This is a genomic window from Staphylococcus sp. 11511212 (assembly GCF_011394755.1).
Classification (GTDB): domain Bacteria; phylum Bacillota; class Bacilli; order Staphylococcales; family Staphylococcaceae; genus Staphylococcus; species Staphylococcus chromogenes.
In genome coordinates, this window is the sequence record NZ_JAANBQ010000003.1 from 98703 (window position 1) to 123167 (window position 24465).

Annotated in this window: 19 protein-coding genes and 1 pseudogene; 15 read left to right on the top strand and 5 right to left on the bottom strand. The window is 35.2% G+C overall.

Features of this window, described 5'->3' with window-relative positions; genetic code table 11:
* Positions 1 to 82: 82 nt before the first annotated feature.
* Positions 83 to 400, bottom strand: a complete 318-nt coding sequence (locus G8Y84_RS01945) for a hypothetical protein (RefSeq protein ID WP_105965374.1) — start codon at positions 398 to 400, stop codon at positions 83 to 85.
* Positions 401 to 482: 82 nt separating this feature from the next.
* On the opposite strand from G8Y84_RS01945, the gene G8Y84_RS01950 reads away from it, so the two are divergent.
* From G8Y84_RS01950 to ccpA, 10 genes and pseudogenes are all read left to right on the top strand, one after another.
* On the top strand, positions 483 to 1562 hold the full coding sequence (locus G8Y84_RS01950) for a M42 family metallopeptidase (RefSeq protein ID WP_103159181.1): 1080 nt from the start codon (positions 483 to 485) through the stop codon (positions 1560 to 1562).
* A 13-nt stretch (positions 1563 to 1575) separates the two neighbouring features.
* Complete coding sequence (locus G8Y84_RS01955; RefSeq protein WP_037574424.1) at positions 1576 to 1884, top strand: thioredoxin family protein; 309 nt, start codon at positions 1576 to 1578, stop codon at positions 1882 to 1884.
* A 92-nt stretch (positions 1885 to 1976) separates the two neighbouring features.
* Positions 1977 to 2837 (top strand): DUF1444 domain-containing protein, encoded by an 861-nt coding sequence (locus tag G8Y84_RS01960; protein ID WP_105965375.1) that lies wholly within the window; start codon positions 1977 to 1979, stop codon positions 2835 to 2837.
* Between the two features lie 8 nt (positions 2838 to 2845).
* Entirely contained in the window at positions 2846 to 3445 is a 600-nt protein-coding gene (gene ytpR, locus G8Y84_RS01965; protein ID WP_165806081.1) for a YtpR family tRNA-binding protein, read from the top strand.
* A 14-nt stretch (positions 3446 to 3459) separates the two neighbouring features.
* Positions 3460 to 6777 carry a DNA translocase FtsK gene (locus tag G8Y84_RS01970; RefSeq protein ID WP_165806082.1) on the top strand — a complete coding sequence of 1106 codons (3318 nt, stop codon included), beginning with the start codon at positions 3460 to 3462 and terminating at the stop codon, positions 6775 to 6777.
* 22 nt (positions 6778 to 6799) lie between these two features.
* Positions 6800 to 8113 carry a UDP-N-acetylmuramate--L-alanine ligase gene (murC, locus tag G8Y84_RS01975; RefSeq protein WP_037574413.1) on the top strand — a complete coding sequence of 438 codons (1314 nt, stop codon included), beginning with the start codon at positions 6800 to 6802 and terminating at the stop codon, positions 8111 to 8113.
* Between the two features lie 76 nt (positions 8114 to 8189).
* Positions 8190 to 8666: pseudogene (locus tag G8Y84_RS11320) on the top strand (DUF948 domain-containing protein); the annotation flags it as partial.
* A 363-nt stretch (positions 8667 to 9029) separates the two neighbouring features.
* On the top strand, positions 9030 to 9965 hold the full coding sequence (locus G8Y84_RS01985) for a hypothetical protein (RefSeq protein ID WP_165806083.1): 936 nt from the start codon (positions 9030 to 9032) through the stop codon (positions 9963 to 9965).
* Positions 9966 to 10235: 270 nt separating this feature from the next.
* Complete coding sequence (locus G8Y84_RS01990; RefSeq protein WP_037574409.1) at positions 10236 to 11327, top strand: bifunctional 3-deoxy-7-phosphoheptulonate synthase/chorismate mutase; 1092 nt, start codon at positions 10236 to 10238, stop codon at positions 11325 to 11327.
* A 204-nt stretch (positions 11328 to 11531) separates the two neighbouring features.
* Entirely contained in the window at positions 11532 to 12524 is a 993-nt protein-coding gene (ccpA, locus tag G8Y84_RS01995) for a catabolite control protein A (RefSeq protein ID WP_037574406.1), read from the top strand.
* A gap of 115 nt (positions 12525 to 12639) precedes the next feature.
* Here ccpA and G8Y84_RS02000 read toward each other — a convergent pair whose 3' ends face one another.
* Both G8Y84_RS02000 and G8Y84_RS02005 read right to left on the bottom strand, forming a co-directional pair.
* Positions 12640 to 13794 (bottom strand): acetoin utilization protein AcuC, encoded by a 1155-nt coding sequence (locus tag G8Y84_RS02000; protein WP_103159176.1) that lies wholly within the window; start codon positions 13792 to 13794, stop codon positions 12640 to 12642.
* Between the two features lie 14 nt (positions 13795 to 13808).
* Positions 13809 to 14441, bottom strand: coding sequence for a GNAT family N-acetyltransferase (locus tag G8Y84_RS02005; protein WP_037574400.1), 633 nt, complete (start codon positions 14439 to 14441; stop codon positions 13809 to 13811).
* A 155-nt stretch (positions 14442 to 14596) separates the two neighbouring features.
* Here G8Y84_RS02005 and acsA point away from each other — a divergent pair, with 155 nt between their 5' ends.
* Positions 14597 to 16306 (top strand): acetate--CoA ligase, encoded by a 1710-nt coding sequence (acsA, locus tag G8Y84_RS02010; protein WP_105965382.1) that lies wholly within the window; start codon positions 14597 to 14599, stop codon positions 16304 to 16306.
* Positions 16307 to 16738: 432 nt separating this feature from the next.
* A complete protein-coding gene (locus tag G8Y84_RS02015; RefSeq protein ID WP_037574397.1) occupies positions 16739 to 18406 on the top strand; it encodes a formate--tetrahydrofolate ligase in 1668 nt (555 codons plus the stop codon).
* Between the two features lie 154 nt (positions 18407 to 18560).
* Here G8Y84_RS02015 and G8Y84_RS02020 read toward each other — a convergent pair whose 3' ends face one another.
* Positions 18561 to 19382, bottom strand: a complete 822-nt coding sequence (locus G8Y84_RS02020; RefSeq protein ID WP_084276034.1) for a transglycosylase domain-containing protein — start codon at positions 19380 to 19382, stop codon at positions 18561 to 18563.
* Between the two features lie 410 nt (positions 19383 to 19792).
* Here G8Y84_RS02020 and tyrS point away from each other — a divergent pair, with 410 nt between their 5' ends.
* Positions 19793 to 21055, top strand: a complete 1263-nt coding sequence (gene tyrS / locus G8Y84_RS02025) for a tyrosine--tRNA ligase (RefSeq protein WP_037574392.1) — start codon at positions 19793 to 19795, stop codon at positions 21053 to 21055.
* A 48-nt stretch (positions 21056 to 21103) separates the two neighbouring features.
* Here tyrS and G8Y84_RS02030 read toward each other — a convergent pair whose 3' ends face one another.
* Positions 21104 to 22333, bottom strand: a complete 1230-nt coding sequence (locus tag G8Y84_RS02030) for a S1C family serine protease (RefSeq protein ID WP_051604965.1) — start codon at positions 22331 to 22333, stop codon at positions 21104 to 21106.
* A gap of 154 nt (positions 22334 to 22487) precedes the next feature.
* Here G8Y84_RS02030 and G8Y84_RS02035 point away from each other — a divergent pair, with 154 nt between their 5' ends.
* Together G8Y84_RS02035 and G8Y84_RS02040 are read left to right on the top strand one after the other, a co-directional pair.
* Complete coding sequence (locus G8Y84_RS02035; RefSeq protein ID WP_105962874.1) at positions 22488 to 23105, top strand: lysophospholipid acyltransferase family protein; 618 nt, start codon at positions 22488 to 22490, stop codon at positions 23103 to 23105.
* 203 nt (positions 23106 to 23308) lie between these two features.
* Positions 23309 to 24436: an HAD family hydrolase gene (locus tag G8Y84_RS02040; RefSeq protein ID WP_037574387.1), complete on the top strand. Its 1128-nt coding sequence runs from the start codon at positions 23309 to 23311 to the stop codon at positions 24434 to 24436.
* The last annotated feature ends 29 nt before the right edge of the window (positions 24437 to 24465 follow it).

Here is a 24465-nt window from a genome sequence, read left to right on the forward strand (position 1 = left end):
TGTTGCAATCTAAACTGCCACCTTTTTTACTTTTCGGGATGAAGATTAACATTATTCATTATTAATCTCCCCGGTTATAGGACTACTTGTCTTCGATATCTAATATTTCGCCTGTTTTCGAATCGGCATAAAATGTATATTGATGAATGACATCATTTCGTTTCGTTGTGATGCCACCTTTGTAAGCTTTATAATCAACGCCATTTTTATGGTAAGACACGGGTTCATACAATATAAATGACCCTGTAACATTATGAAAATACTTTTTGACTTTTTCTAGAACTGTATTCGGGGGTTTAATTTTGTCATTTTCATTACGAATAACATAGAAATAACTCCCCGCCATTAATGTTCCAATTGCAAAAGGAATCATGAGGGGCCAATTTTTTTTCGTAAACATAGCTTTCGCCTCCTTAAAAGACTTAGCTACAGTTTATCATATTTTAAGTGGTATACTGTAATAAATGAGATAAATAAAAGGAGTGAATCAAGTGAACGATATCACTTTTAATCGGATTAAAACTTTAACTGAATTGCATGGTGCTCCTAATTTCGAGGCGCCAGTGCGTCACTTTTTAAAAGAACAGATGTCGCCTTACGTAGACGCGTTTGTCTACGATCGTATGGGTGGTATTTATGGTGTGAAAAAAAGTAAAAAAGCAAATGCACCTCGAGTCATGATAGCTGCGCATATGGATGAAATTGGATTTATGGTTACAGAGGTTACGCAAGAAGGATTCATCAAATTTACTGCGCTTGGTGGTGTAGCGAATGATATTTGGCAAGGGCAACGATTAAAAATTCGTACCTCTACAGATGAAGAAATTATAGGGGTGGTTGCTAATATTCCTAAGCATTTTCGAACAGGCCAAGAAGGCGCACCTAAAATAGAAGATTTATTGTTAGATATTGGTGCTGAAAATAAGCAAGAAGTATTTCAACGAGAGATAGCTATTGGTGATCCAATCGTTCCACATACAGAACTTATTCAATTGTCTGAACACCGTTTTGCAGGGAAAGCATGGGACAACCGCTACGGATGTGTTATTGCCTTAGAAATTTTAGAAGCGCTCAATGACATAGACCTAGAGGTGGATTTGTATGTAGGTGCAAATGTTCAGGAAGAAGTAGGATTGAGAGGGGCAGAGGCCGCTACACATTTAATACAACCAGATTTAGCCTTTGTGGTTGATTGCTCTCCAGCCAATGATATGAAGGGGCAATCAGGTCTCTCTGGTCAATTAGGGCAAGGCGCATTGTTACGAATTAAAGATGGGACAATGCTATTAAAACCGAACTTTAAAGCCTTTTTAATGGATTTGGCCACTCAACATCATATAAAATATCAATATTATATCTCACCAGGTGGAACAGATGGTGGGGTCATCCATAAGTCATTAACGGGGGTTCCAACCGCTGTTATAGGTGTTTGTGCAAGATATATTCACAGCACAGACGCTGTATTTGATATCCGAGACTATCATCAAGCGAAACAATGGTTATTACATGCGATTCGTAGCCTAAATGAAAAACAAATTCAACAATTACAATACGAACAATAAAGGAGGATTTATAATGAAATCCATTCAAAATGTAGAGGAGTATCAAAATTTAACTCAATCCAAATCAGTTTTTATGTTTACCGCAGGATGGTGTCCTGATTGTCGTTTTATTGAACCTGATTTACCAAAGTTGGAAGAAAAATATCCTAATTTTAATTTTGCATCTGTTGACCGTGATGCTTTTATAGATTTAGCAATTGATGAAGGGGTCATGGGCATTCCAAGTTTTATTGTGTATGATGGTGGTGAACGTGTGGGAGACTACATCGGCAAAGAAAGAAAATCAATTGAACAAATCGATCAATTTCTAGCACAATTTTAATGATATTTTCACCTTTAGGACATGGTTTTTCTCTAGTCCTAGAGGTGTTTTTATTGTAAACTAATGTAAGGCATGTATTTAGGAGTGAAAATATGAATGTCTTTAAAATGAGAGATACATTGAAATCACGTTTAACACATTTAGAAGTACAATATCAATTTAATCGTGACCAAGAATCATTAAGAATTTATCGAACAGACAATCAAAAAGGAGTCACAGTAAAGCTGTCTCCCATTGTAGCTAAATACAATAAAGGGCAAAAAAATATCATTGATGAAATTGTTTACTATGTTGAAGAAACAATTCATCAAATGCAAGATGAAGCCCATAAGATTTTAAATGAAAAACGTATTATGCCTGTCATTCGTGCAACAAGTTTCCCAACTCAAACTAAAGAGGGAAACGATTTTGTTACAGAAAATCATACAGCTGAGACAAGAATTTATTATGCACTAGACTTAGGAAAGTCTTATCGTTTGATTGATGAGTCTTTATTAAAAGATTTAAATTTAACAGAGCAACAAATCAAAGAAATGGCTTTATTTAATGTGCGAAAATTAGATAACCCATATAAAACTGATGAAGTTAAAGGAAATATTTTTTATTTTATTAATACTAATGATGGTTATGATGCAAGTCGAGTATTAAATGCCTCATTACTCAGTTCATTTGAAGATAAAATTGAGGGTGAAATGCTAATTGCACTCCCTCACCAAGATGTGTTGATTATTGCGGATATTAGAAATAAAACAGGTTATGACATTATGGCACATATGACTATGGAGTTTTTTACAAATGGGTTAGTGCCAATTACCTCATTGTCATTAGGCTTTGAAAAAGGACGTTTTGAACCTATTTTTATATTAGGTAAAAATAACAAATCTAAATTAAATGCATCTCCAAATGTGGTTCAACATTTAGGTGCCTCTAAAGATAACAAAAATAAGGAGTAGATGTACGAATGAATTTATTTTATAATCCGACTGGTGTAGGCAATGTCGCATTCCTACAAATTGAAACAGTTGATGGACCGTTTGAATATGAACAATTTGGTGATATTATTGCCATTAAAAAAGATTCACAAATTGTAGGGTTTAATATATTCAACGCAAAAGAACATTTAAATTTAGAAGGACAAGGTCATATTAAGTTTAAAGAGGAGCATGCCACTGCAATTCAAAAATTAATCGATGACTCTAATTTGGATTATAAACTTGATGCTGATTTTTCACCAAAATTCGTTGTAGGATACGTCCAACAAAAAGAAAAACATCCAGATGCAGATAAATTGAGTGTTTGTCAAATTGATGTTGGAGATGAAACATTACAAATTGTTTGTGGCGCACCTAACATTGAACAAGGGCAAAAAGTGGTCGTTGCTAAAGTTGGAGCAGTGATGCCTAGTGGCATGTTAATTAAAGATGCAGAATTAAGGGGTGTCGCTTCTAGTGGTATGGTGTGTTCAATGAAAGAGTTGAATTTGCCAAATGCGCCACAAGAAAAAGGAATTATGGTATTGGAAGACCATTATACTGTTGGACAATCATTTTTTAATGAATAAAGGAGGGCGTATTTATGAGCTGGTTTGATAAATTATTTGGTGAAGACGAGCCATCAGACCAAACATCTTTTAATAAAAAACGCTCGACAGTTAGAAAATCTGAAAATCGTAGTTTAATTCCACAGTCGAATGATATCTATCAACGGCCGAAAGGGAAATTTAGATTTCCGATTGCGATGGATGGGCAATCTGATTCTTTTCAACAAACAGAAAGGTCCGAGCAAAAACAACATAGACATGCGACCCGACCACATTCTGGTCTACAAGTAGATCGTAAAACACGACGTCATCGAGGTCAACGTTCAAATAGTACGCCTTATTCTTCACAGCAAGAACGAGAGGTAAAAGAGAAAAATACTGCAAATTATCAAAGAAATAAAGCGATGCGTACTTCTTTATCACATCAAGATTATACGAGACGTCGTGAAACAAACTCAAACGTACATAATTCTTATAAAAATAAGTATCAATCACAAGAATCTGGCTATCATCATTCACAGAATGCAACATCCCCTCATAGTAAGACATTTTTACATCAGGAGTTTAAGGCGAGTGAAGTGCCTTCAGCAATTTTTGGGACGCAAGAACGCAAGACCATACAAAACAGTGGTTTAAGTCAACCCCCAGGTGCACGCTCAAAACAAGCGCAACAGCCGTCTAATAATAGAACATCTTCACAAGTCAAAATACCATCGCATTCTAAACGTGATAACACGGTTAATATTGAAAACATTTATGCTTCACAGATTGTTGATGAAATTCGTAAAGAACGAGAAAAGAAAGTGCTTCAAAAGAAACGCTTTAAAGAAGCTTTACAACATAAAAAAACCTCACATCATACAGAGGAGCAATCTAGTATACAAAAAGCGATTGATGAAATGTACGCATCGCAAGCGCGCCATTTATTAGGTGATGATTATCATAGTGCTTATGAAGAAAAGGAACATGATGACTTAGTAGCAACTGCGCAGGATAAGGATTCTCATGCGAACCTTACTGAAAATCAAACGCCTCATGATGCGTCAATCGAATACGAAGAAATCGACTTAAATCAAATTGATGCATCATCACACATATCCGAGAAGGACATCAATGAGAATGAAGAGCACATAGCGCAAGAAGACAATCTAAGTGATGAGACAACATCAAATAACACTTCTCAAGCACCTGGCCAAGATTTGACTGTGAAAGCGATCAATAATGACAAGCCTCATCAACAATCAGAAGAATTATACGATTTTGATGAAAATGAGGATACAAATGATCAAAACGAGAACGAATTAATGGATGAACCTCAAAATCATAGTGAACCGCCTCAGTTAGCTCAACACGAGGTTGCACCAATGACAAGTCAAACAGAGACGCTTCAACCCGATTCATTACAACATAGTGATGATGTAGAGGAAGACACACAACGCCTTGATACACATTATGATGAACATGATGAAAGGGGTGCGGAGACATCTGCTACAGTCGATGTTCCTCAACTAACACCAACAGAAGCGGTTGAGGACAATGAAAAGGATATAAATCAAAGCTCTAAAGAAGATTTACAAGAGCGATTTGACGATGAAGATATCTCTGAATCGAAGGAAGTCAAAATTTCTGAGCCACCTTTAAAACCGCACTTACACGAGACGGATAAAACAAATGAACATGAAGCGAAAAGACCTATTCGTAAAGGAAGTAAACCTTTTAATGTGGTGATGACACCTTCGGATAAAAAGAGAATGATGGAACGCCAAAAGACGTCTACAATCATGAATGAACAACAACGTACATCGCCATCTTCAACGCCCAATACACAAGTGACGAACGATAATACACATCAACCTAGGGAAACTACTTTTAAAACAGAGCAAAATAATCATCTAGAAAAGCTTCCCTCATCAAAAGATGTAGCTGAAGATGCTGATTCAACTAAGAAAATACGACGCGGTCCTGTATTGCATCTACCAAGTATCGATTTGTTAGATCAACCAGAAGTCCAAGAAAGTGATAACGCATGGATAGAAGATAAAAAACAACAATTAAATGATGCTTTTTATTATTTTAATGTACCCGCAGAAGTTGTTAATGTTATCGAAGGTCCAAGCGTAACGAGATTCGAATTATCCGTTGAAAGAGGCGTTAAGGTCTCACGTATTACCGCATTACAAGATGATATTAAAATGGCTTTGGCAGCGAAAGATATTCGGATTGAGGCACCTATTCCTGGGACAAGTCTAGTTGGAATTGAAGTTCCAAATCAACATCCAACAAAAGTTAATTTGCGATCGATTCTTGAAACAGAGGCGTTTAAAAATGCAGAATCTAAATTAACGGTCGCAATGGGGAATCGAATCAATAATGAACCATTATTAATGGATATTGCCAAAACACCACATGCACTTATTGCAGGAGCTACAGGCTCAGGTAAATCAGTTTCTATAAATAGTATTTTATTATCCTTACTGTATCGCAATCATCCAGAGGAATTAAAATTATTATTAATCGACCCGAAAATGGTAGAACTCGCACCATATAACGATTTACCACACCTCGTGGCACCTGTCATTACAGATGTAAAGGCAGCAACTCAGAGTTTAAAATGGGCTGTAGAAGAAATGGAACGTCGATATAAGTTATTCGCACAAACTCATGTGAGAAATATCACGGCGTTCAATAAAAAAGTCAATTATGACCAACGTATGCCCAAAATTGTGATTGTGATTGATGAATTGGCTGATTTAATGATGATGGCACCTCAAGAAGTTGAGCAATCTATTGCCAGAATTGCGCAAAAGGCGAGAGCGTGTGGTATACACATGCTCGTTGCAACTCAAAGACCATCTGTTAACGTCATTACTGGTTTAATTAAAGCAAATATTCCAACGCGAATTGCATTTATGGTATCATCGAGTGTGGATTCTAGAACAATACTAGATAGCGGTGGTGCCGAAAGATTACTCGGATATGGTGATATGCTTTACCTTGGCGGTGGCATGAATAAACCAATTCGCGTACAAGGCACTTTTGTTTCAGATGAGGAAATTGATGAAGTTGTAGATTATATTAAATCACAAAGAGAACCTGAATATTTATTTCAAGAGAAAGAGCTCCTAAAGAAAACAGAAGAACCAGCAAAAGATGAATTATTCAATGAAGTTTGTGAATTTATGGTAAAAGAGAGACATATCTCTACCTCTCTTATTCAGAGACATTTTCAAATAGGCTATAATCGTGCAGCTAGAATTATTGATCAACTAGAACAATTGGGCTATGTTTCCGGCGCAAATGGTTCAAAACCTAGAGATGTCTATCTCACTGAGGCAGACTTACACGACTCATAAATTAAGAAAGGGGCATATCATCATGACCAAATACCATTTTGTCGGTATCAAAGGAGCAGGAATGAGTTCTCTTGCTCAAATTATTCATGATTTAGGATATGATGTTCAAGGTTCGGATATTGAACAATATGTATTTACTGAAATTGCATTGAAAAATAAAGGCATAAAAATCTTACCTTTTAGTGCAGATAATATTACTGAAGGGTTAACAGTCATCGTAGGAAATGCTTTTAAAGATACGCATGAAGAAGTTAAAAAAGCGAATGAATTAAACTTAAAAGTGATTCGTTATCATGATTTCTTAGGAGAAGTCATCAACCAATATACCTCTGTAGCGGTGACAGGGGCACACGGCAAAACATCAACAACGGGATTATTATCTCATGTAATGAACGGTGACAAAAAAACATCATTTTTAATCGGAGACGGTACAGGAATGGGGTTACCGCAAAGTGAATATTTTGCGTTTGAAGCTTGCGAATATCGTCGCCATTTCTTAAGCTATGCTCCTGATTATGCAATTATTACAAATATTGATTTTGATCATCCAGATTATTTTGCCGATATAGATGATGTTGTCAATGCCTTCCAAGGTATGGCAAATAATGTTAAGAAAGCCATTATCGCATGGGGAGACGACCCACATATTAAGGACATTAAAGTTGATGTTCCTGTTTATTATTATGGTTTTGATTCTTCAATGGATATTTATGCGGATAACATTGAAATCACGGATAAAGGTACTGCTTTTGATGTCTATATTAGAGGAGAGTTCTATGATCACTTTATTTCTCCACAATATGGCAACCATAATATTCTAAATGCATTAGCGGTCCTTGCTATTGCTTATATGGAAAAATTAGATACGCAAAATATTAAAGATGCGCTCATTACTTTTGGTGGTGTTAAACGTCGCTTTAATGAGATTTTTACTAAAAATCAAGTATTAGTTGATGATTATGCACACCATCCAAGAGAAATAAGTGCTACAATTGAGACAGCTAGAAAAAAATATCCAAACAAAGAAGTTGTGGCGATTTTTCAACCCCACACATTCTCTAGAACAAAAGCATTTTTACAAGAATTTGCTGATGTACTTAATCAAGCAGATTCGGTATATCTATGTGATATTTTCGGTTCTATTCGAGAAAATACGGGTGAATTGACAATTAATAACCTTCTTGAACTTGTTGAGAATGGACGCTTAATTTCAGAATTATCCGTTGAAATGCTCGAAAAACATGATAATGCTGTTATACTATTTATGGGTGCTGGTGACATTCAGAAAGTATTAAAAGCTTATTTAGAAAAAATCGGCGTAGAACATAGTTTTTGATGTTTGAGCACTGGGAGTTTGGGTATCTATATAAAATAAATAGCATATTTTAAAAGTCAATAGGAGGCGTTTACGAATGGAATGGATTTTACCACTCGCAGGAATTATTGCTGCCATCGCATTCTTAATCTTATGTATTGGAATCGTTGTAGTGTTAGTTTCTGTAAAGAAAAACTTGGATCATGTTGCTAAAACACTTGATGGTGTGGAAGGACAAATTCAAGGTATTACACGCGAATCTACGGATTTACTTCATAAAGCTAATCGCTTAACTGAAGATATCCAAGATAAATCAAATCGTTTAAACTCTGTAGTTGATGCTGTTAAAGGCGTTGGCGAATCAGTTCAAACATTAAATGGTTCGGTTGATCGTGTAACGCACTCAATTACGAATAACATTTCACAAAATGAAGACAAGATTTCTCAAGTTGTTCAATGGTCAAATGTTGCGATGGAAATTGCTGATAAATGGCAAAACCGTCAAAGTCGTAGAAACAGTGCAACTTACAAAACGAATAATGTGTCATCTGATGCACATCGTGGTTCAAATTCAAATTCATCTATTTCTAACAAAGAGTTAGTAAATAATGAATATGAAAATAAAGATCTTCAAGATTTTAATACGAACCCAGAATCAGTTAACACAAAGTACACAACTTTAAATGATGCTGATTCTAATCGTCAATCTTCAACTCAACATACTTCAACTAATAAAGAATTAGTGAACAATGAGTATGAAAACAAAGACTTAGATGATTTCAACACAAATCCTGAATCAGTTAACACAAAATACACAACATTAAATAATGATTCAAATCGTAAGTAAGTCGACGGTTAGTTGAATAAGTCTTGATTACACGCACTTAAATGAGGTACATACTTTGTTTAAGTGCTTTTATTTTAAGGAGGCATAAAAATGGAAAAATACAATCGTGATTTGCATTCAAAAGGTTTAGAAAGTTATGAGGTTTCTCAATATGATCGAGAAGCACCTCAGCGTTTAGATTTAGTTTTTGGTTTTGTTGCAGGTGCTGTATTAGGGAGTTCATTAGGATTGTTATTAAAACCAACACTAGAAGCAAAATCTAAGAAAAAAGAGCAAGTGAAAACAAAAAAAGTGAATGACCAAAATTCAACATTACGTGATGAAGCTAAACGTAAAGCAGAAGCGTTAAAAGCACAAGCACAACGTGTACGAAAAGATTCTCAACGTGAACGTAGTGTATTAACTGATTCAGAAGACCCATCATCAAAAGAATTAGCTGCGCAACGACGTGCGATTCAAAGTGAAGTTGATAGCGACCGTTTAGAAGGACAAACATCTAAATCTGCACGTGAGGAAAATAACGGTCAAAATACAGCAGGTGTTGCAACAGCAGGGGTGACTGCTTCTGGATTAGCACAAGCTGCGAAAAATAGTGACCAACAAAATGAAAATGAAACATCAATTTCATCTGATTCCAAAGATGATGCAATGGCGGCACAACAACGTGCAATTCGTGCAGAAGTAGATTCAGATCGCTTAGAAGGACAAACTGGACCTACTGCTACAGCACAAGCAGAAGGTAAAGATGAAAAACTAAGTCAAGAAAAATCAAATCAACAAAAGACCTCAGAAAACACTGCTTCATTAGGTGCTCAACGTCGTTTGCTTAACGGCAACAAAAAAGAATCAACTACGACTTCTGCTAACAAAGAAAATGATTTTAGTAAAAAAGATGCGAAATTTGAAAATGGCGTAGTGACACATGACTCAGATAAAGATTTTACACTTTCTGATCATAATGAAAAAGTGAAAGAAGAAGCTAAAAAAACTAACAGTAAAGTAGATAAGCATACTTTTAATAAGTAACTTTAAATAACAAAATTAGCGTAACGTTTTTACCATCGAATGAATGAATAAGAACCTATCTTGTTCTTGTTCATTCATTTTTTTGTAGCTTTTTTAACCGATAGCAACTACGATACTATTAACGATAATATAAATGAGAATTTTCAAAAAATTTAGCCTAATTTTAGAAGATGGGTTGAAATAATCATATATTCTTGTTAGAATACGAAATATCACTAGTTATTTTACCGCTTTAAAGCAAGTGAGAAAATTTAAGTTGGGGTGAATTTCATGACGAATCATTTAGAAACGTACAGAAAAGAAATCGAAGACATTAACGAACAGATTTTAACATTACTTTCCAAACGAGGTGAGCTCGCTAAAAAAATAGGCGAGGAAAAAAGAAAACAAAGTACAGTGATTTATGACCCTCAAAGAGAAAAAGAAATGTTAAATTCGTTAATTGATAAAAATCAAGGACCTTTCAATGACAATGTCATTAAACAGTTGTTTAAGGAAATTTTTAAAGCCTCAACTGATTTACAAAAGTCTGATAATGAAAAACATTTATACGTCTCTCGTAAACTTAAACCTGAAGATACAATTGTGACGTTTGAAAACGGCGGGAAAATTGGAGAGGGACTTAAATCTTTCGTATTTGGTCCGTGCTCAGTAGAATCCTACGAACAAGTTGAAGCAGTTGCTAAAAATTTAAAAGAAAAAGGTGAAAAATTTATTCGAGGTGGCGCTTTTAAACCAAGAACTTCACCATATGACTTCCAAGGATTAGGCGAAGAAGGCTTAAAGATTTTGAAGCAAATTAAAGATAAATACGACCTTAATGTTGTAAGTGAGATTGTCCACCCAAATGATTTTGCGATTGCAGACCAATATTTAGATGTATTCCAAATTGGCGCACGTAATATGCAAAACTTCGAATTACTAAAAGAAGCAGGGCGAACAAACAAACCTATTTTATTGAAACGTGGTTTATCAGCAACGATTGAAGAATTCACATACGCAGCAGAGTACATTGCCAGTCAAGGTAATCAAAATATTATTTTATGTGAACGCGGTATTCGCACATACGAAAAAGCGACACGAAATACTTTAGATATTTCTGCGGTACCTATTTTAAAACAAGGCACACATCTTCCTGTTTTAGTTGATGTGACGCATAGTACAGGTCGTAAAGATATAATGTTACCTGCAGCTAAAGCAGCATTGGCGATTGGCGCAGATGGGGTGATGGCTGAAGTTCATCCTGATCCAGCAGTAGCTTTAAGTGATAGTGCACAACAAATGAATTTAGAAGAGTTTGATTCATTCTACAATGAAATCAAACCTCTTTCAGAAATGTACAATAACAAAACACTTAAATAAATACTTGTTTATTTTAAAAGGGGAGAATTCTTGAAATTTTCTCCTTTTATTATCGTTTAAATACATATAATTACTATTATTTCGTGACAAACCTATGACATGAAGATTTTTATATTTCTAATCTATCGATATTATGGTAAACTTTGAAAATGTGATGAAAACGGAATATAATAATAGAGTAAGCGTTTACAAGGAGGTAGAAATATGACAGTAACCATATATGATGTCGCTCGTGAAGCCCGTGTTTCAATGGCGACAGTATCACGTGTTGTAAATGGAAATCAAAATGTTAAACCTGAAACAAGGGAAAAAGTTAATGAAGTCATTAAACGATTAAATTATCGTCCAAATGCTGTTGCAAGAGGTTTAGCAAGTAAGAAAACAACTACAGTCGGTGTGATTATACCTGATATTTCTAATATTTATTATTCTCAACTTGCGAGAGGATTAGAAGATATTGCAACGATGTATAAATATCACACAATCATTTCGAATTCAGATGATGATCCTGAAAAAGAAAAAGAGATTTTTAACAATTTATTAAGTAAACAAGTGGATGGCATTATCTTTTTAGGTGGCACACTGACGACTGAAATTAAAGACCAAATTTCAAAAGCCTCTATACCCGTTGTTGTTTCAGGCACAAACGGAAAAGACGACGGTATTGCTTCAGTAAATATTGACTTTAAAAAAGCGAGCCAAGAAATCACTGAGCAATTAATTAAATCAGGTGCAAATAAGTTTGCGTTTGTAGGTGGAGGCTATTCTAAAAAAGCCCAAGACGATGCACTCGAAGGATTAAAACAACAATTATCTGAACATCAATTAGAAGTGGATAGTCATCTTTTATATGTAGGGAACGAAACATATAAAGATGGAATACGTGCGTTTGAAAAATTAAGCGCTTACCAACCAGACGCTGTGCTTTCAATCAGTGATGAACAAGCGATTGGGATTGTACACGGTGCGATGGATCACGGGCTAAATGTACCTGAAGATATTCAAGTTATCAGTTTTAATAATACACGTCTCGTTGAAATGGTACGCCCACAACTTTCAAGTGTAATACAACCGCTATATGATATTGGGGCTGTTGGCATGCGTTTATTAACGAAATATATGAATAATGAAGAAATCGAAGAACCCAATGTGATTTTACCTCATAAAATCAGATACCGCGGAACAACCAAAGTTTAATAATAAAACCCTTGTTTCTCAAAAGTCACTCAAAAAGCGTCAATCTTACACAGCTTTAAGAGTTCCTCCTTGAATCAAGGGTTTTTGTTATAGAATAAAGCAATATGAATAGGGTTTAAAACCAATTTTTAATCTTATTCGCCACACTTTGATTTTTATCAGTAATCTCTTGAGTTCTTGGTATATTTTGAAAATCAGGAAATGTCTCTTCCCAAGTTTCAGGAAGCGAAATCGAGCTATAATGTTGCCATTTGGTTAACCAAGATTCAGGTAAACGTCCAGTTAATGGGGGGTGATCGATAAGGCTTAAATAGACGTGACTCCAAGCGCGGGGCACTACTCGCCAAATATTGTAGCCACCACCACCAAGCATGAGGACTTTTCCGTTGGCATACTTTTTTGCAATGTCATGGACAACGTAGGGGATTTCATATAATGTATTTAAATCACAATGCATATGAGTAAGTGGATCCAAATAGTGAATATCAGAACCATTCACACTAACGATAAAATCAGGTTGAAAAGCAGCTGCAACAGTTTCAAGTGTCTGTTTAAATACGGACATGTAACTTTCGTGTTCCGTATAGGGTTCTAAAGGGACATTTATAGTATAGCCGAATCCTTGGTCATCACCTCGTTCAGTATAATGACCAGAACCAGGAAATAAAAATTTTCCAGTTTCATGTATAGAATAATTCATGACCTCATTTGAAGTGTAAAACCGCCATTGTACACCGTCACCATGATGGGCATCAGTATCCACATATAAGACACGTTGATGATATTTCTGATATAAATATTTTATATAAATTGCAGCGTCATTATACACACAAAAACCGTTTGCGCGTCCTTCTAATGCATGATGTAGACCGCCACCTAAGTGGCAACCATTTTGAAATTTTCCTTCCATTATCGCATCAATTAAATTTAATCCTCCTCCAACAATGGTCGCTGTGCTTGTATGGATTTTTGGGAATACATGTGTATCTTCATCGTCTAAACCATACTTGCTCTTTTCATCAGGCGTTAAAAGGTTACGTTCCCCACGTTTAATCGCTTGGATATAGTCATATTTATGAACAGTTGCAATTTCATCTACAGTGGCAATACGAGGTTTAATGATTTGATTGTGATGAAGTAAACCAGTAGCGTCCAGTAACTCTGTTGTTAATTTCAGACGCATTTGATTAAAGGGATGTTTATTATGGAAGCGATATTGCAAAAGTGCATCTGAATAGACATACCCAGTTTGAAAAGTATTTTCTCCCATTTGGATTCCCCCCATTAAAAAAAGAACCTGTTCATGTAGCGTAAGTCGTCAAATGTCCTCATTTGATCTACTGTAATATTTTTTCCAATACGTGCCATTAGGCTATTCGCAGGGTGGCTTGTGATTTCTGGATCATCGGTGGCAAATACTTCTAAGCCGCCGTTTGCCATCATGCGTTGCATTAATTTTTTATATTCAAAAACGTCGAGACCTGAATTTTTTAAATCCCAATGCCAGTAATATTCAGTTGTGATAATGATATAATTCTCTAATTCCGGACTTCGAGTACTCAACTTTAAAAGTTCACGACCTAATCCATAACTTCGATAAGGTAGACTGATTTCAATAGCGCCAAGTTCCAATAAATAGGGGAGGTTCCCATTAGACCATCTTTCCATAGGGTCTGGATAAAGATAGGTGACGTAGCCAATTATATGTTGATCTACTCGAATAATATAAATTCTCCCTTCATCCAAAGTGCTTATTTCTTGTATCGCTTCAAATTGTTCGATGGGTTCTCGAAATGCATTTAATCCTTCATCAAAGGTCATGGTTTCTAATTGTAATTTTGTCACTGGTCCCTCTAGGATAGTTGCTTTACCGTTGATCATTAAAGTTTCTTTTTCATATGTTTTAATGTGCTTCATGAGAGACTCCTTTCTAAACAAACTATTAATGATAGTATAGCCAAATCATATTGAATTTTCATCTATTATTCAGAATAAGTGAAATTTTTTGAAAACAATATCCTGATGAGCTATAATTCAAATGAAAGCGATTTCAAACAAGGGGGGTAATCATCATGAAAGTTGAAGTATACAAAGGGGAAGAAGGAAACTTCAATTTAACAGAATATGAAAAAATCTATCAAAATTTTAAATGGGAAGATGTTGAAAAAGCATTTTCCTGGTCAAAAACTGGAAAAGTTAATATGGCCTATGAATGTATTGATCGTCATGTTGATGAAGGAAAAGGAGATAAAATTGCCTTAAATTATAAAGATGACGTGCGTAAAGAAAGTTATACATTTAATGAGCTGAAACAGAAATCTAATCAAGCAGCTAATGTTTTAAAAACAAAAGCTCATGTTCAAAAAGGGGATCGTGTATTTATTTTTATGCCACGTACGCCTGAACTCTATTTTGCATTTTTGGGTATATTAAAAATTGGAGCCATCGTGGGGCCGCTCTTTGAAGCGTTTATGGAAAAAGCAGTGAAAGATCGTTTGGAAAACAGTGATGCTAAGGTGATCATCACGACGAATAGTCTATTACCGAGAATTCCAAAAGATGATTTGCCAAATTTAGAAACGATTATCGTAGTGGATGAAAATGTCAGTGATGAATATGTAGATTTTAATACAGAGATGGAACATGCGAGTGATCAATTTGAAATAGAATGGTTAAATCAAGACGATGGTCTTATTCTTCATTATACTTCGGGATCTACTGGACAACCTAAAGGCGTATTGCACGTACAAAAAGCCATGTTAGTTCATTATATTTCAGGAAAATATGTGCTTGATTTACAAGAAGATGACGTTTATTGGTGTACAGCTGATCCAGGTTGGGTCACAGGGACTTCCTATGGGATTTTCGCTCCATGGTTAAATGGAGTAACCAATTGTATTGCAGGAGGTCGTTTTTCTCCAGAAGCTTGGTATAGTATGATTGAAGAATTCAAAGTGACGATATGGTATACTGCACCAACAGCTTTACGTATGCTTATGAGTGCTGGAGATGATTTAGTAGAAAAATATAATTTATCCTCAGTACGTAGTATCCTCTCGGTGGGTGAACCCCTTAACCCAGAGGTTATAAAATGGGCTAAAAAAGTGTATGATAAGCGTGTGTTAGATACTTGGTGGATGACTGAAACAGGTGGACATATGATTGTCAACTATCCATCCATGGATATTAAATTAGGTTCTATGGGCAAGCCATTACCAGGAATTGAAGCGGCGATTATTGATAATGAAGGAAATCCGTTACCGCCTAATCGCATGGGTAACCTTGCTATAAAAAAAGGGTGGCCGTCAATGATGTACAAAATATGGAAAAACCCCGAAAAATATCAGTCCTATTTTATAGGTGACTGGTATGTTTCAGGCGATTCTGCCTATCAAGATGAAGATGGATATTTTTGGTTCCAAGGTCGTGTCGATGATGTCATCATGACTGCGGGTGAACGTGTCGGTCCTTTCGAAGTGGAATCGAAATTAGTAGAGCATGAAGCGGTTGCAGAAGCAGGGGTTATTGGTAAGCCGGATCCTGTTCGTGGCGAAATCATTAAGGCATTTGTCGCATTAAGAAAAGGTTACGAACCGTCTGATGCATTAAAAGAGGACATACGAAAGTTTGTGAAAGAAGGTTTAGCTGCGCATGCAGCACCACGTGAAATCGAATTTAAAGATAAATTACCAAAAACACGTTCAGGTAAAATTATGAGACGTGTATTGAAGGCATGGGAACTTGATTTGCCTACAGGTGATTTAAGTACTATGGAAGATTAATCTCATTTCAATAGGTAAATAATTTTAAATTTACTATGAAATAAAAATATAGGTTTAATGCTTTGAAACTATTCAACATTTGATATGAAGAGTTGGAGACGTGGCATTCATCTGAAGAATGAGTGTCGCAATACCAACTCTTTTTATGATGTTATTGTTGGGTTCTTAAATGCAGGCTTGGAAAAAACTATAGAGCAATGATTTTACTGTTGTTCTAAGCTAATAGTCGCATAGGAAATGGCGTAAAAGAGTTAGCTATATATAGATAAATAAAAACCTGACTCTATTTATCGAATTTTATAAACGCTTTTATTCGACAAGTATGGATGAGTCCGTTATTATTAACTGTGGAAATAGTTTTTTTTAGAACTGTTTGTATGCGTTTACATAGCGCATGATTGTTAATGAAATTCATTTAAGGGGCTGAAAATTGTGAGTCATTTATCAGATTTAGAAATTGCAAATCAATCTACATTAAAACCGATTAGTGAGATTGCTCAAAAAGCAGGTATCTCAGAAGATGCGCTTGAGCAATACGGTCACTATAAAGCTAAAATTGATATTTCTAAAATTACAACAAAAGGTGAAAAAGGGAAAGTTGTACTTGTTACAGCAATGAGTCCAACTCCTGCAGGTGAAGGTAAATCTACAGTTACTGTAGGACTTTCAGATGCATTCAATAAAATTAATAAAAATGTTATGGTCGCTTTACGTGAACCCGCATTAGGACCAACATTTGGTATCAAAGGTGGCGCAACTGGAGGGGGTTACGCACAAGTTTTACCAATGGAAGATATTAACCTTCACTTCAATGGTGATTTTCATGCCATTACAACTGCAAACAACGCATTATCAGCATTTATCGACAACCATATTCATCAAGGTAACGAATTAGGTATCGATCAACGTCGTATTGAATGGAAACGTGTTTTAGATATGAACGACCGTGCATTACGTAATGTTGTTGTAGGTTTAGGCGGACCAACACAAGGTGTGCCACGTGAAGATGGCTTCAATATAACTGTAGCATCAGAAATTATGGCAATTTTATGTTTAAGCACAGGAATTATGGACTTAAAAGAAAACATCTCTAAAATTACAATCGGTTATACGCGTGATCGTCAACCTGTAACTGTTAAAGATTTAGGTGTTGAAGGCGCGTTAGCTATGATTTTAAAAGATGCGATCAAACCTAACCTAGTGCAAACTATTGAAGGCACACCAGCACTTGTACATGGCGGACCGTTTGCAAATATTGCACATGGTTGTAACTCTATTCTTGCAACAGAAACAGCACGTGATTTAGCAGATATCGTTGTAACTGAAGCAGGATTTGGTTCAGATTTAGGCGCAGAAAAATTTATCGACATTAAATCTCGTAAAGCAGGTTTTGAACCTGATGCTGTTGTGTTAGTTGCAACAATTCGTGCGCTTAAAATGCACGGTGGAGTAGCTAAAGATAACCTTAAAGAAGAAAATGTTGAAGCATTAAAATCCGGAATTAAAAACTTAGAACGCCATGTAACTAATATTAGAAAATTTGGTGTTGAACCGGTTATCGCCCTTAACGCATTTATCCATGATACAGATGCAGAAACACAATTTGTTCAAGAATGGGCAAAAGAAAACAATGTTCGTCTTTCATTAACAGAAGTTTGGGAAAAAGGCGGAGAAGGCGGCGTCGACTTAGCGAATAAAGTACTTGAAGTGATCGAACAGCCAAATGACTTTAAACGCCTTTATGACTTAGAATTACCATTAGAAGAAAAAATCGAAAAAATCGTTAAAGAAATCTATGGTGGCTCTAAAGTTACATTCTCAAGCAAAGCGCAAAAACAATTAAAACAATTCAAAGAATACGGATGGGATAATTACCCAGTATGTATGGCTAAAACGCAATATTCATTTACTGACGATGCAACTCAATTAGGTGCACCAGAAGGCTTCGAAATTACAATTCGCGAATTAGAAGCAAAAACAGGCGCAGGATTTATTGTTGCATTAACAGGAGCAATTATGACAATGCCTGGTCTTCCTAAAAAACCAGCGGCATTAAATATGGATGTTACTGAAGATGGACATGCTGTAGGTTTATTCTAATCTTAAGTTATCTTATTAGACTGGTGACAGGAATACTGTTTCACCAGTCTTTTTATGTATAGGTAGAAATTTAACTTTTTAAGAAGTATAAAAAAACAAACCCGCTTTTTATAAGTAGGTTTGTCTATTTCACAAAGGTCTATCGGATAAGGTTTTATATAAATCTTTCAGCTATTGGATATTTTAATGCAGCTTGATATTCTTTTTTTGTAATCATTTTTTCAATATACATCCGTTTTAAGACATATTTTTGACGACGTATAGAATCTGAAAGTGCTTGTTGGCTTTTAACCTCACCATAGGTGTTATAAGGCGTATAATAATATGGGCTTTGAACCAATCCTGCTAAATACGCTGATTCAGCCAAGTTGAGTAATTGTGGAGGTTTACCAAAAATACCATAGGACGCCGAGGTAATACCGGTAATATGATGTCCGTTCGTATCTCGACCAAATGACACACGATTAATATACGTATAAATAATTTCATCTTTACTCATTAGGTTTTCCAATCGCATTGCATACATAATTTCCTTAGCTTTACGGTTATATGTTTTTTGCTGAGATAACATTTGATTTTTAACGAGTTGTTGCGTAATCGTACTTCCCCCTGTTGGGTTCTCACGATTGAAAATATCTTGATACATTGCTCTGAAAATAGCTTTTGGTAAAATACCATGATGCGTATAAAACTGTGCATCTTCACTAGAAACAATGGCTTTTGTTACATATGGAGAGACCTCAGCGGGTCCGGCGATAAGAATCGGTGACTGTTCATTGTATAATGCAATGAGATTCACATTTTTGGATTTTATTGGAGGCATCTCAGGGAGGCGTGTAATTTCTCTAACAAGCGCATCATCATCAATTTCATTTGCATTCGAAACAATACTTGCAAAATAGCCTAACACAATGCCAATAAATAAAATTATAATCCAAATAAGAACAGTGATGGAAAAGATAAACAGATGTTTCATCTTTTTAAAGTACTGATCATAGCGATTCGTGTATTCTATCAATCGATGGGGATGTATCACGCCTCATTAGACCTCCTTTTTAACAATTATAGTATAGCATAATTTGGTTTTAGTCGTTTTAATCCTTCAAATGTGTATTATATTGACTTTTCAAGCACGACATTTTATAATATGAAGCATTATCAATAAGATTTGAAACAGAGGAGAAGTAACTTTATTTTTTTGAATTTTAGAGAGTCAATGGTGGGTGTGAATTGACATTCAAATTAAAGTGAATACACCTTGTGAAGTGTTTCATCGTTTTAGCAATGTACGTAACATTGTAAGAGTATCCAAGTATGGTGGTAACGTGCAACAGCGCCCTTACATTTTTGTAAGTGGTGTTTTTTTATTTTTAAGGAGGTTTTTCCATGGCAAATCAATTAATAGAGGAATTAAAATGGCGAGGGTTAATTTATCAACAAACAGACGAAGAGGGGATAGAAACCCTACTCAACAAAGAGCAGGTTAAATTATATTGTGGTGCTGATCCAACTGCAGACAGTTTGCATATCGGTCACTTATTACCATTTTTAACATTACGTAGATTCCAAGAATACGGACATCGCCCCATTGTTTTAATAGGTGGAGGAACAGGTATGATTGGTGACCCATCTGGTAAATCCGAAGAACGTCTTCTTCAAACTGAAGAACAAGTAGAAAAAAATGTTCAAGGTATTCAAAAACAAATGAAACAACTTTTTGATTTTGATACAGAAAATGGTCCTATTCTAGTGAATAATAAAGATTGGTTAGGTCAAATTTCATTAATTGAATTTTTACGTGATTTCGGTAAGCATGTGGGCGTAAACTATATGCTTGGGAAAGATTCCATTCAATCTCGCTTAGCAAACGGTATCTCATATACTGAATTTACTTATACGATTTTACAAGCGATTGATTTTGGTCATTTAAATCGTGAATATCAATGTAAAATTCAAATTGGAGGTTCTGATCAATGGGGGAACATTACCAGTGGAATTGAATTAATGCGTCGCATGTATGGGACAACTGAAGCCTATGGTTTAACAATTCCTCTTGTGACAAAAGCTGATGGCAAAAAATTTGGTAAAACAGAATCTGGTGCAGTATGGTTAGACCGTGAAAAAACAAGCCCATATGAATTTTACCAATTCTGGATTAATACACGAGACGAAGATGTTGTTAAGTTCTTAAAATATTTTACATTTTTAACTCAAGAAGAAATACAAAATTTAGAAGAATCAGTTGAAAATGAGCCTCATTTACGTAAAGCTCAAAAAGCGTTAGCTGAAAGTATGACACGTTTCATTCACGGAGAAGATGCTCTAGCTGAAGCAGAACGCATCTCAGCGGCATTGTTTAGTGGGGATTTAAAATCATTAACGGCTGATGAAATAAAAGCTGGTTTTAAAGATGTGCCACAAGTAACCCTTTCTGAATCAACTGTTCAACTTGTAGAGGCTTTAGTAGAATCAAAGATTTCACCTTCTAAACGCCAAGCACGAGAAGATATTACTAATGGTGCGATTTATATCAATGGGGAACGACAACAAGATTTGCAATATGAATTATCAAGTAATGATAAATATGATGATACATTTACTATTATCCGACGCGGTAAGAAAAAATATTATATGGTCAATTATTCGTAAAGTAGAAAGCCCCTCTCAGTGTGTGTTGAGAGGGGCTACATTTATAGGTTATTTTGCTGTATCTAGTGTGACTTTAATTTTTGAAGTTTTTCCATCTCGATTAACTGTAAACGTAACTTCATCTCCAGGTTTTTTATCTTTATACAGATAGCTACGTAAATCCGAATCACTTTCTACTTTATGTCCATCAATTTCAGTAATGATATCGCCACGTTTTAAATCTATGCCTTGTCTTGGTACGTTGGCGACATAAACACCTGAGTTTGTCTCTAAGTGGCGTTTATAATTGTCTGGAATATCTGTCACATTAATCATCTCAATTCCAATAGAAGGGCGTTTCACCTCTCCGTTATTGACAAGTTGTTCAATGACTAATTTAACTTCATTACTTGGAATGGCGAAACCAATACCTTCAACTTGAGGCGCAGCAATTTTTAAGGTGTTAATTCCTATTAAATTACCATTTAAATCGACTAATGCACCTCCAGAGTTGCCGGGGTTAATTGCAGCGTCTGTTTGTATCACATTCACTTTGTTTGAACCCGCTGAGGTGTCAGTTTCAATGGTACGCTCATTCGCTGAAATAATACCTGATGTCACTGTATTGGCAAATTCTAAGCCAAGTGGATTTCCCATAGCAAACACACTGTCACCCGTTTTTACTTTACTTGAATCGGCAAATGACATCGTTTTAATGTCATTTCTGTCTTTGATTTTTAAGACGGCTAAATCTGTTAATGAATCATTTCCGACTAATTCTGCTGAAACTTGTTGAGAATTATGTAGTTGGATTTTAATAGAGGATGCACCTTCAATGACGTGATTATTTGTAACGATATAAGCATTTTTACCGTCTTGTTGATAAATGACGCCAGAGCCAATGCCAGAAGGTTGAGACTTAAGGGATTTTCCGCGTAATAAGTCTTCTAGATTTTGTGCTTTTTGCTCATTAATCACTCCAACTATAGATGGGGCTTTATCATTTATCATTTGATTCACTGTTTTGTATTTGCTACTTTTGCCATCTAGCGTACTTCCACTAGAGTCTTGATTTGATTCATTGACTTGTGAGCCTGATTTGTTTGCAAAAGGGGAACTGAAATTAGAGGTCATATTTAATAAACTAAAAGCGATAAGTCCTCCAATTATCCCTGCAATAAGGGCGATAAGTATGGTTTTAAGCCATGGAAATTTACTTTTTTGTCGACGACGTGTAGCAGAGTTAGATTCATATTCATTTGATTGTTGTGAAGGATTAAAATTGTGTTCTTCTCTCATAAAATGCCTCCTTTAAATTTATTATCCTATGTTCATCACATTTTGACCAGTCTAGCGCTCTCCATCTTTAGTCGTATTTTTAAATGTAGTTGTTCAAATGTTTAGGAAGTGATAAAATTTAAAGGGCTAAAAGACGTAAAGAGTAGGTGTTAATATGTTATATCGATTAATTGCGAAAGCATTAGATTTTATTATCGTAAAAAAACTAAAAAAATTAGAAGTGTTTGGACTAGAAAACAAGCCTGATTCCAATCGGTATGTCGTTACATGTAACCATGAAAGTTACAATGAAATTATCCTTTTAGGATTAGCTTTATTACCAAATGAAATTCATTATATGGCCAAACAAGAATTATTCAAAAATAAGTGGATGCATCAATTTTTTACAGCGTTAAATGCTTTTCCTGTCAACCGAGAAAACCCTGGGCCAAGTACGTTAAAGGTTCCTGTTAAAATTTTAAATCAAAACAAAACTGTAGGTATTTTCCCATCTGGGCAACGTACTTCAGTTGAAGTGCCTTTAAAGAAGGGGGCAGCAACGATTGCCATGTTAGGAAAAGCACCTATTTTACCTGCAGCTTATGTGGGACCTACTAAAATCCCACATCTTTTTACTAAAAAGGCCTATATTAAGTTTGGGGAGCCGATTGATACAACAGCCATCCCAAAAGATTTGAAACGCCAAGAAAAAGTAGAATACATTACGCAAATGTTAACTGAACGTACACGTCAGTTACAAAAAGAGCTAAATGCATACGTAGAAGGTCACTAATGATTAAACATATAGAAGCTTGGACATAGAATTCATCAAAAAATTATTCTCAATAAATATATAAGGATAACTTTATTCTATGACATGCTTCTTTTTGTTTTATGCACCTTTAAAGATAAAATATACAAATACAAGTGCATACTCATGTAGGTTTTTATGTTATAGTTGTTTTATCTGAAAATTCTGTTTATGGAGGTTGCCCTATGGAAAAAGTGATTTTATTTGATGTAGATGGTGTTTTTTTAGATGAGGGAAGATGTTTTGATGTTTCAGCATTAGCAGTTTATGAATTACTTTTTGATGAAATGTATTTAAATTTAGGCGATAGTGTAGATTTGAGTCATTTAAAAGATTCTCAAATCCAGGCGATTCGTAATGATATTTTTGAGAACGATATGATTTTAAATCACTTGAAATCTTTAGGGATCAACTCGAATTGGGATATGTTATTTGTTGTATTTTCGATTCATTTTATCAATTTGTTAAAACAGCTCAATGAAGAAGACCGTCAGCATTTTTTAGATTCAAAGTCAATTTCTCAAACACAAATCAAAAGTTTAGGTGACAAATTCACAAATAAAGTCATCGACTATGCAGCACCATTAGACTTTTTATCCACTTGCTCAAAAGGTAAAGAAGCATTGTATGAAGAATTAAAACAATTTGCAGGTTTACAATTGAATACGACAAATGTTTCGCTCTTTGATATTCAAAGTCCTTTGTGGAAGTTTGCGCAATCCATTTATCAAGAGTGGTATCTAGGACGAACATTATTTGAAGAAGTTGAAAAGCAACAGCCAAAATCACATTTTAAAAAGGGTTATATATATCATGAAAAACCACTTGTTCCAATAGACGAAGTTAAAAACCTTTTGTGTGAACTTAAAGAAAAGGGATATAAAATCGCTATTGCAACAGGACGAACTCGGGGAGAAACGTTAATCCCCTTTAAGTCATTAGGGCTATTAGAACATTTTAATGAATCACATATTGTAACTGCGAGTGAAGTGATGGATGTCGAGCAGAAATATCCGGATTTGAAACCACTAGGTAAACCTAATCCTTTTAGCTATATTGCAGCTTTAAACGGTAATCAAGTAGAAGATTATTATCAATACGCAACAAATCAATCAAATTGTGTAAACAAAGAAGAAGTGACGATTGTGGGAGATTCTCTAGCAGATTTAATATGCGCCCAAAAAATGAATGCCTATTTTATTGGGACCTTATCGGGATTAAAAGGTCAAGATGCACGTGAAGAATTAGAAAAGCATCATGCTGACCAAATTGTAAATCATGTGCTAGATATACGTGCGACATTTATTGAGTAGTGGGTTGTAGATGTAATAAGAGCGTCAAG

Coding starts and splice junctions, on each gene's coding strand:
- G8Y84_RS01945 (WP_105965374.1), bottom strand. CDS start 400: ATGTTTACGAAAAAAAATTGGCCCCTCATGATTCCTTTTGCAATTGGA.
- G8Y84_RS01955 (WP_037574424.1), top strand. CDS start 1,576: ATGAAATCCATTCAAAATGTAGAGGAGTATCAAAATTTAACTCAATCC.
- G8Y84_RS01960 (WP_105965375.1), top strand. CDS start 1,977: ATGAATGTCTTTAAAATGAGAGATACATTGAAATCACGTTTAACACAT.
- ytpR (WP_165806081.1), top strand. CDS start 2,846: ATGAATTTATTTTATAATCCGACTGGTGTAGGCAATGTCGCATTCCTA.
- G8Y84_RS01970 (WP_165806082.1), top strand. CDS start 3,460: ATGAGCTGGTTTGATAAATTATTTGGTGAAGACGAGCCATCAGACCAA.
- murC (WP_037574413.1), top strand. CDS start 6,800: ATGACCAAATACCATTTTGTCGGTATCAAAGGAGCAGGAATGAGTTCT.
- G8Y84_RS01985 (WP_165806083.1), top strand. CDS start 9,030: ATGGAAAAATACAATCGTGATTTGCATTCAAAAGGTTTAGAAAGTTAT.
- G8Y84_RS01990 (WP_037574409.1), top strand. CDS start 10,236: ATGACGAATCATTTAGAAACGTACAGAAAAGAAATCGAAGACATTAAC.
- ccpA (WP_037574406.1), top strand. CDS start 11,532: ATGACAGTAACCATATATGATGTCGCTCGTGAAGCCCGTGTTTCAATG.
- G8Y84_RS02000 (WP_103159176.1), bottom strand. CDS start 13,794: ATGGGAGAAAATACTTTTCAAACTGGGTATGTCTATTCAGATGCACTT.
- G8Y84_RS02005 (WP_037574400.1), bottom strand. CDS start 14,441: ATGAAGCACATTAAAACATATGAAAAAGAAACTTTAATGATCAACGGT.
- acsA (WP_105965382.1), top strand. CDS start 14,597: ATGAAAGTTGAAGTATACAAAGGGGAAGAAGGAAACTTCAATTTAACA.
- G8Y84_RS02020 (WP_084276034.1), bottom strand. CDS start 19,382: ATGAAACATCTGTTTATCTTTTCCATCACTGTTCTTATTTGGATTATA.
- tyrS (WP_037574392.1), top strand. CDS start 19,793: ATGGCAAATCAATTAATAGAGGAATTAAAATGGCGAGGGTTAATTTAT.
- G8Y84_RS02030 (WP_051604965.1), bottom strand. CDS start 22,333: ATGAGAGAAGAACACAATTTTAATCCTTCACAACAATCAAATGAATAT.
- G8Y84_RS02035 (WP_105962874.1), top strand. CDS start 22,488: ATGTTATATCGATTAATTGCGAAAGCATTAGATTTTATTATCGTAAAA.
- G8Y84_RS02040 (WP_037574387.1), top strand. CDS start 23,309: ATGGAAAAAGTGATTTTATTTGATGTAGATGGTGTTTTTTTAGATGAG.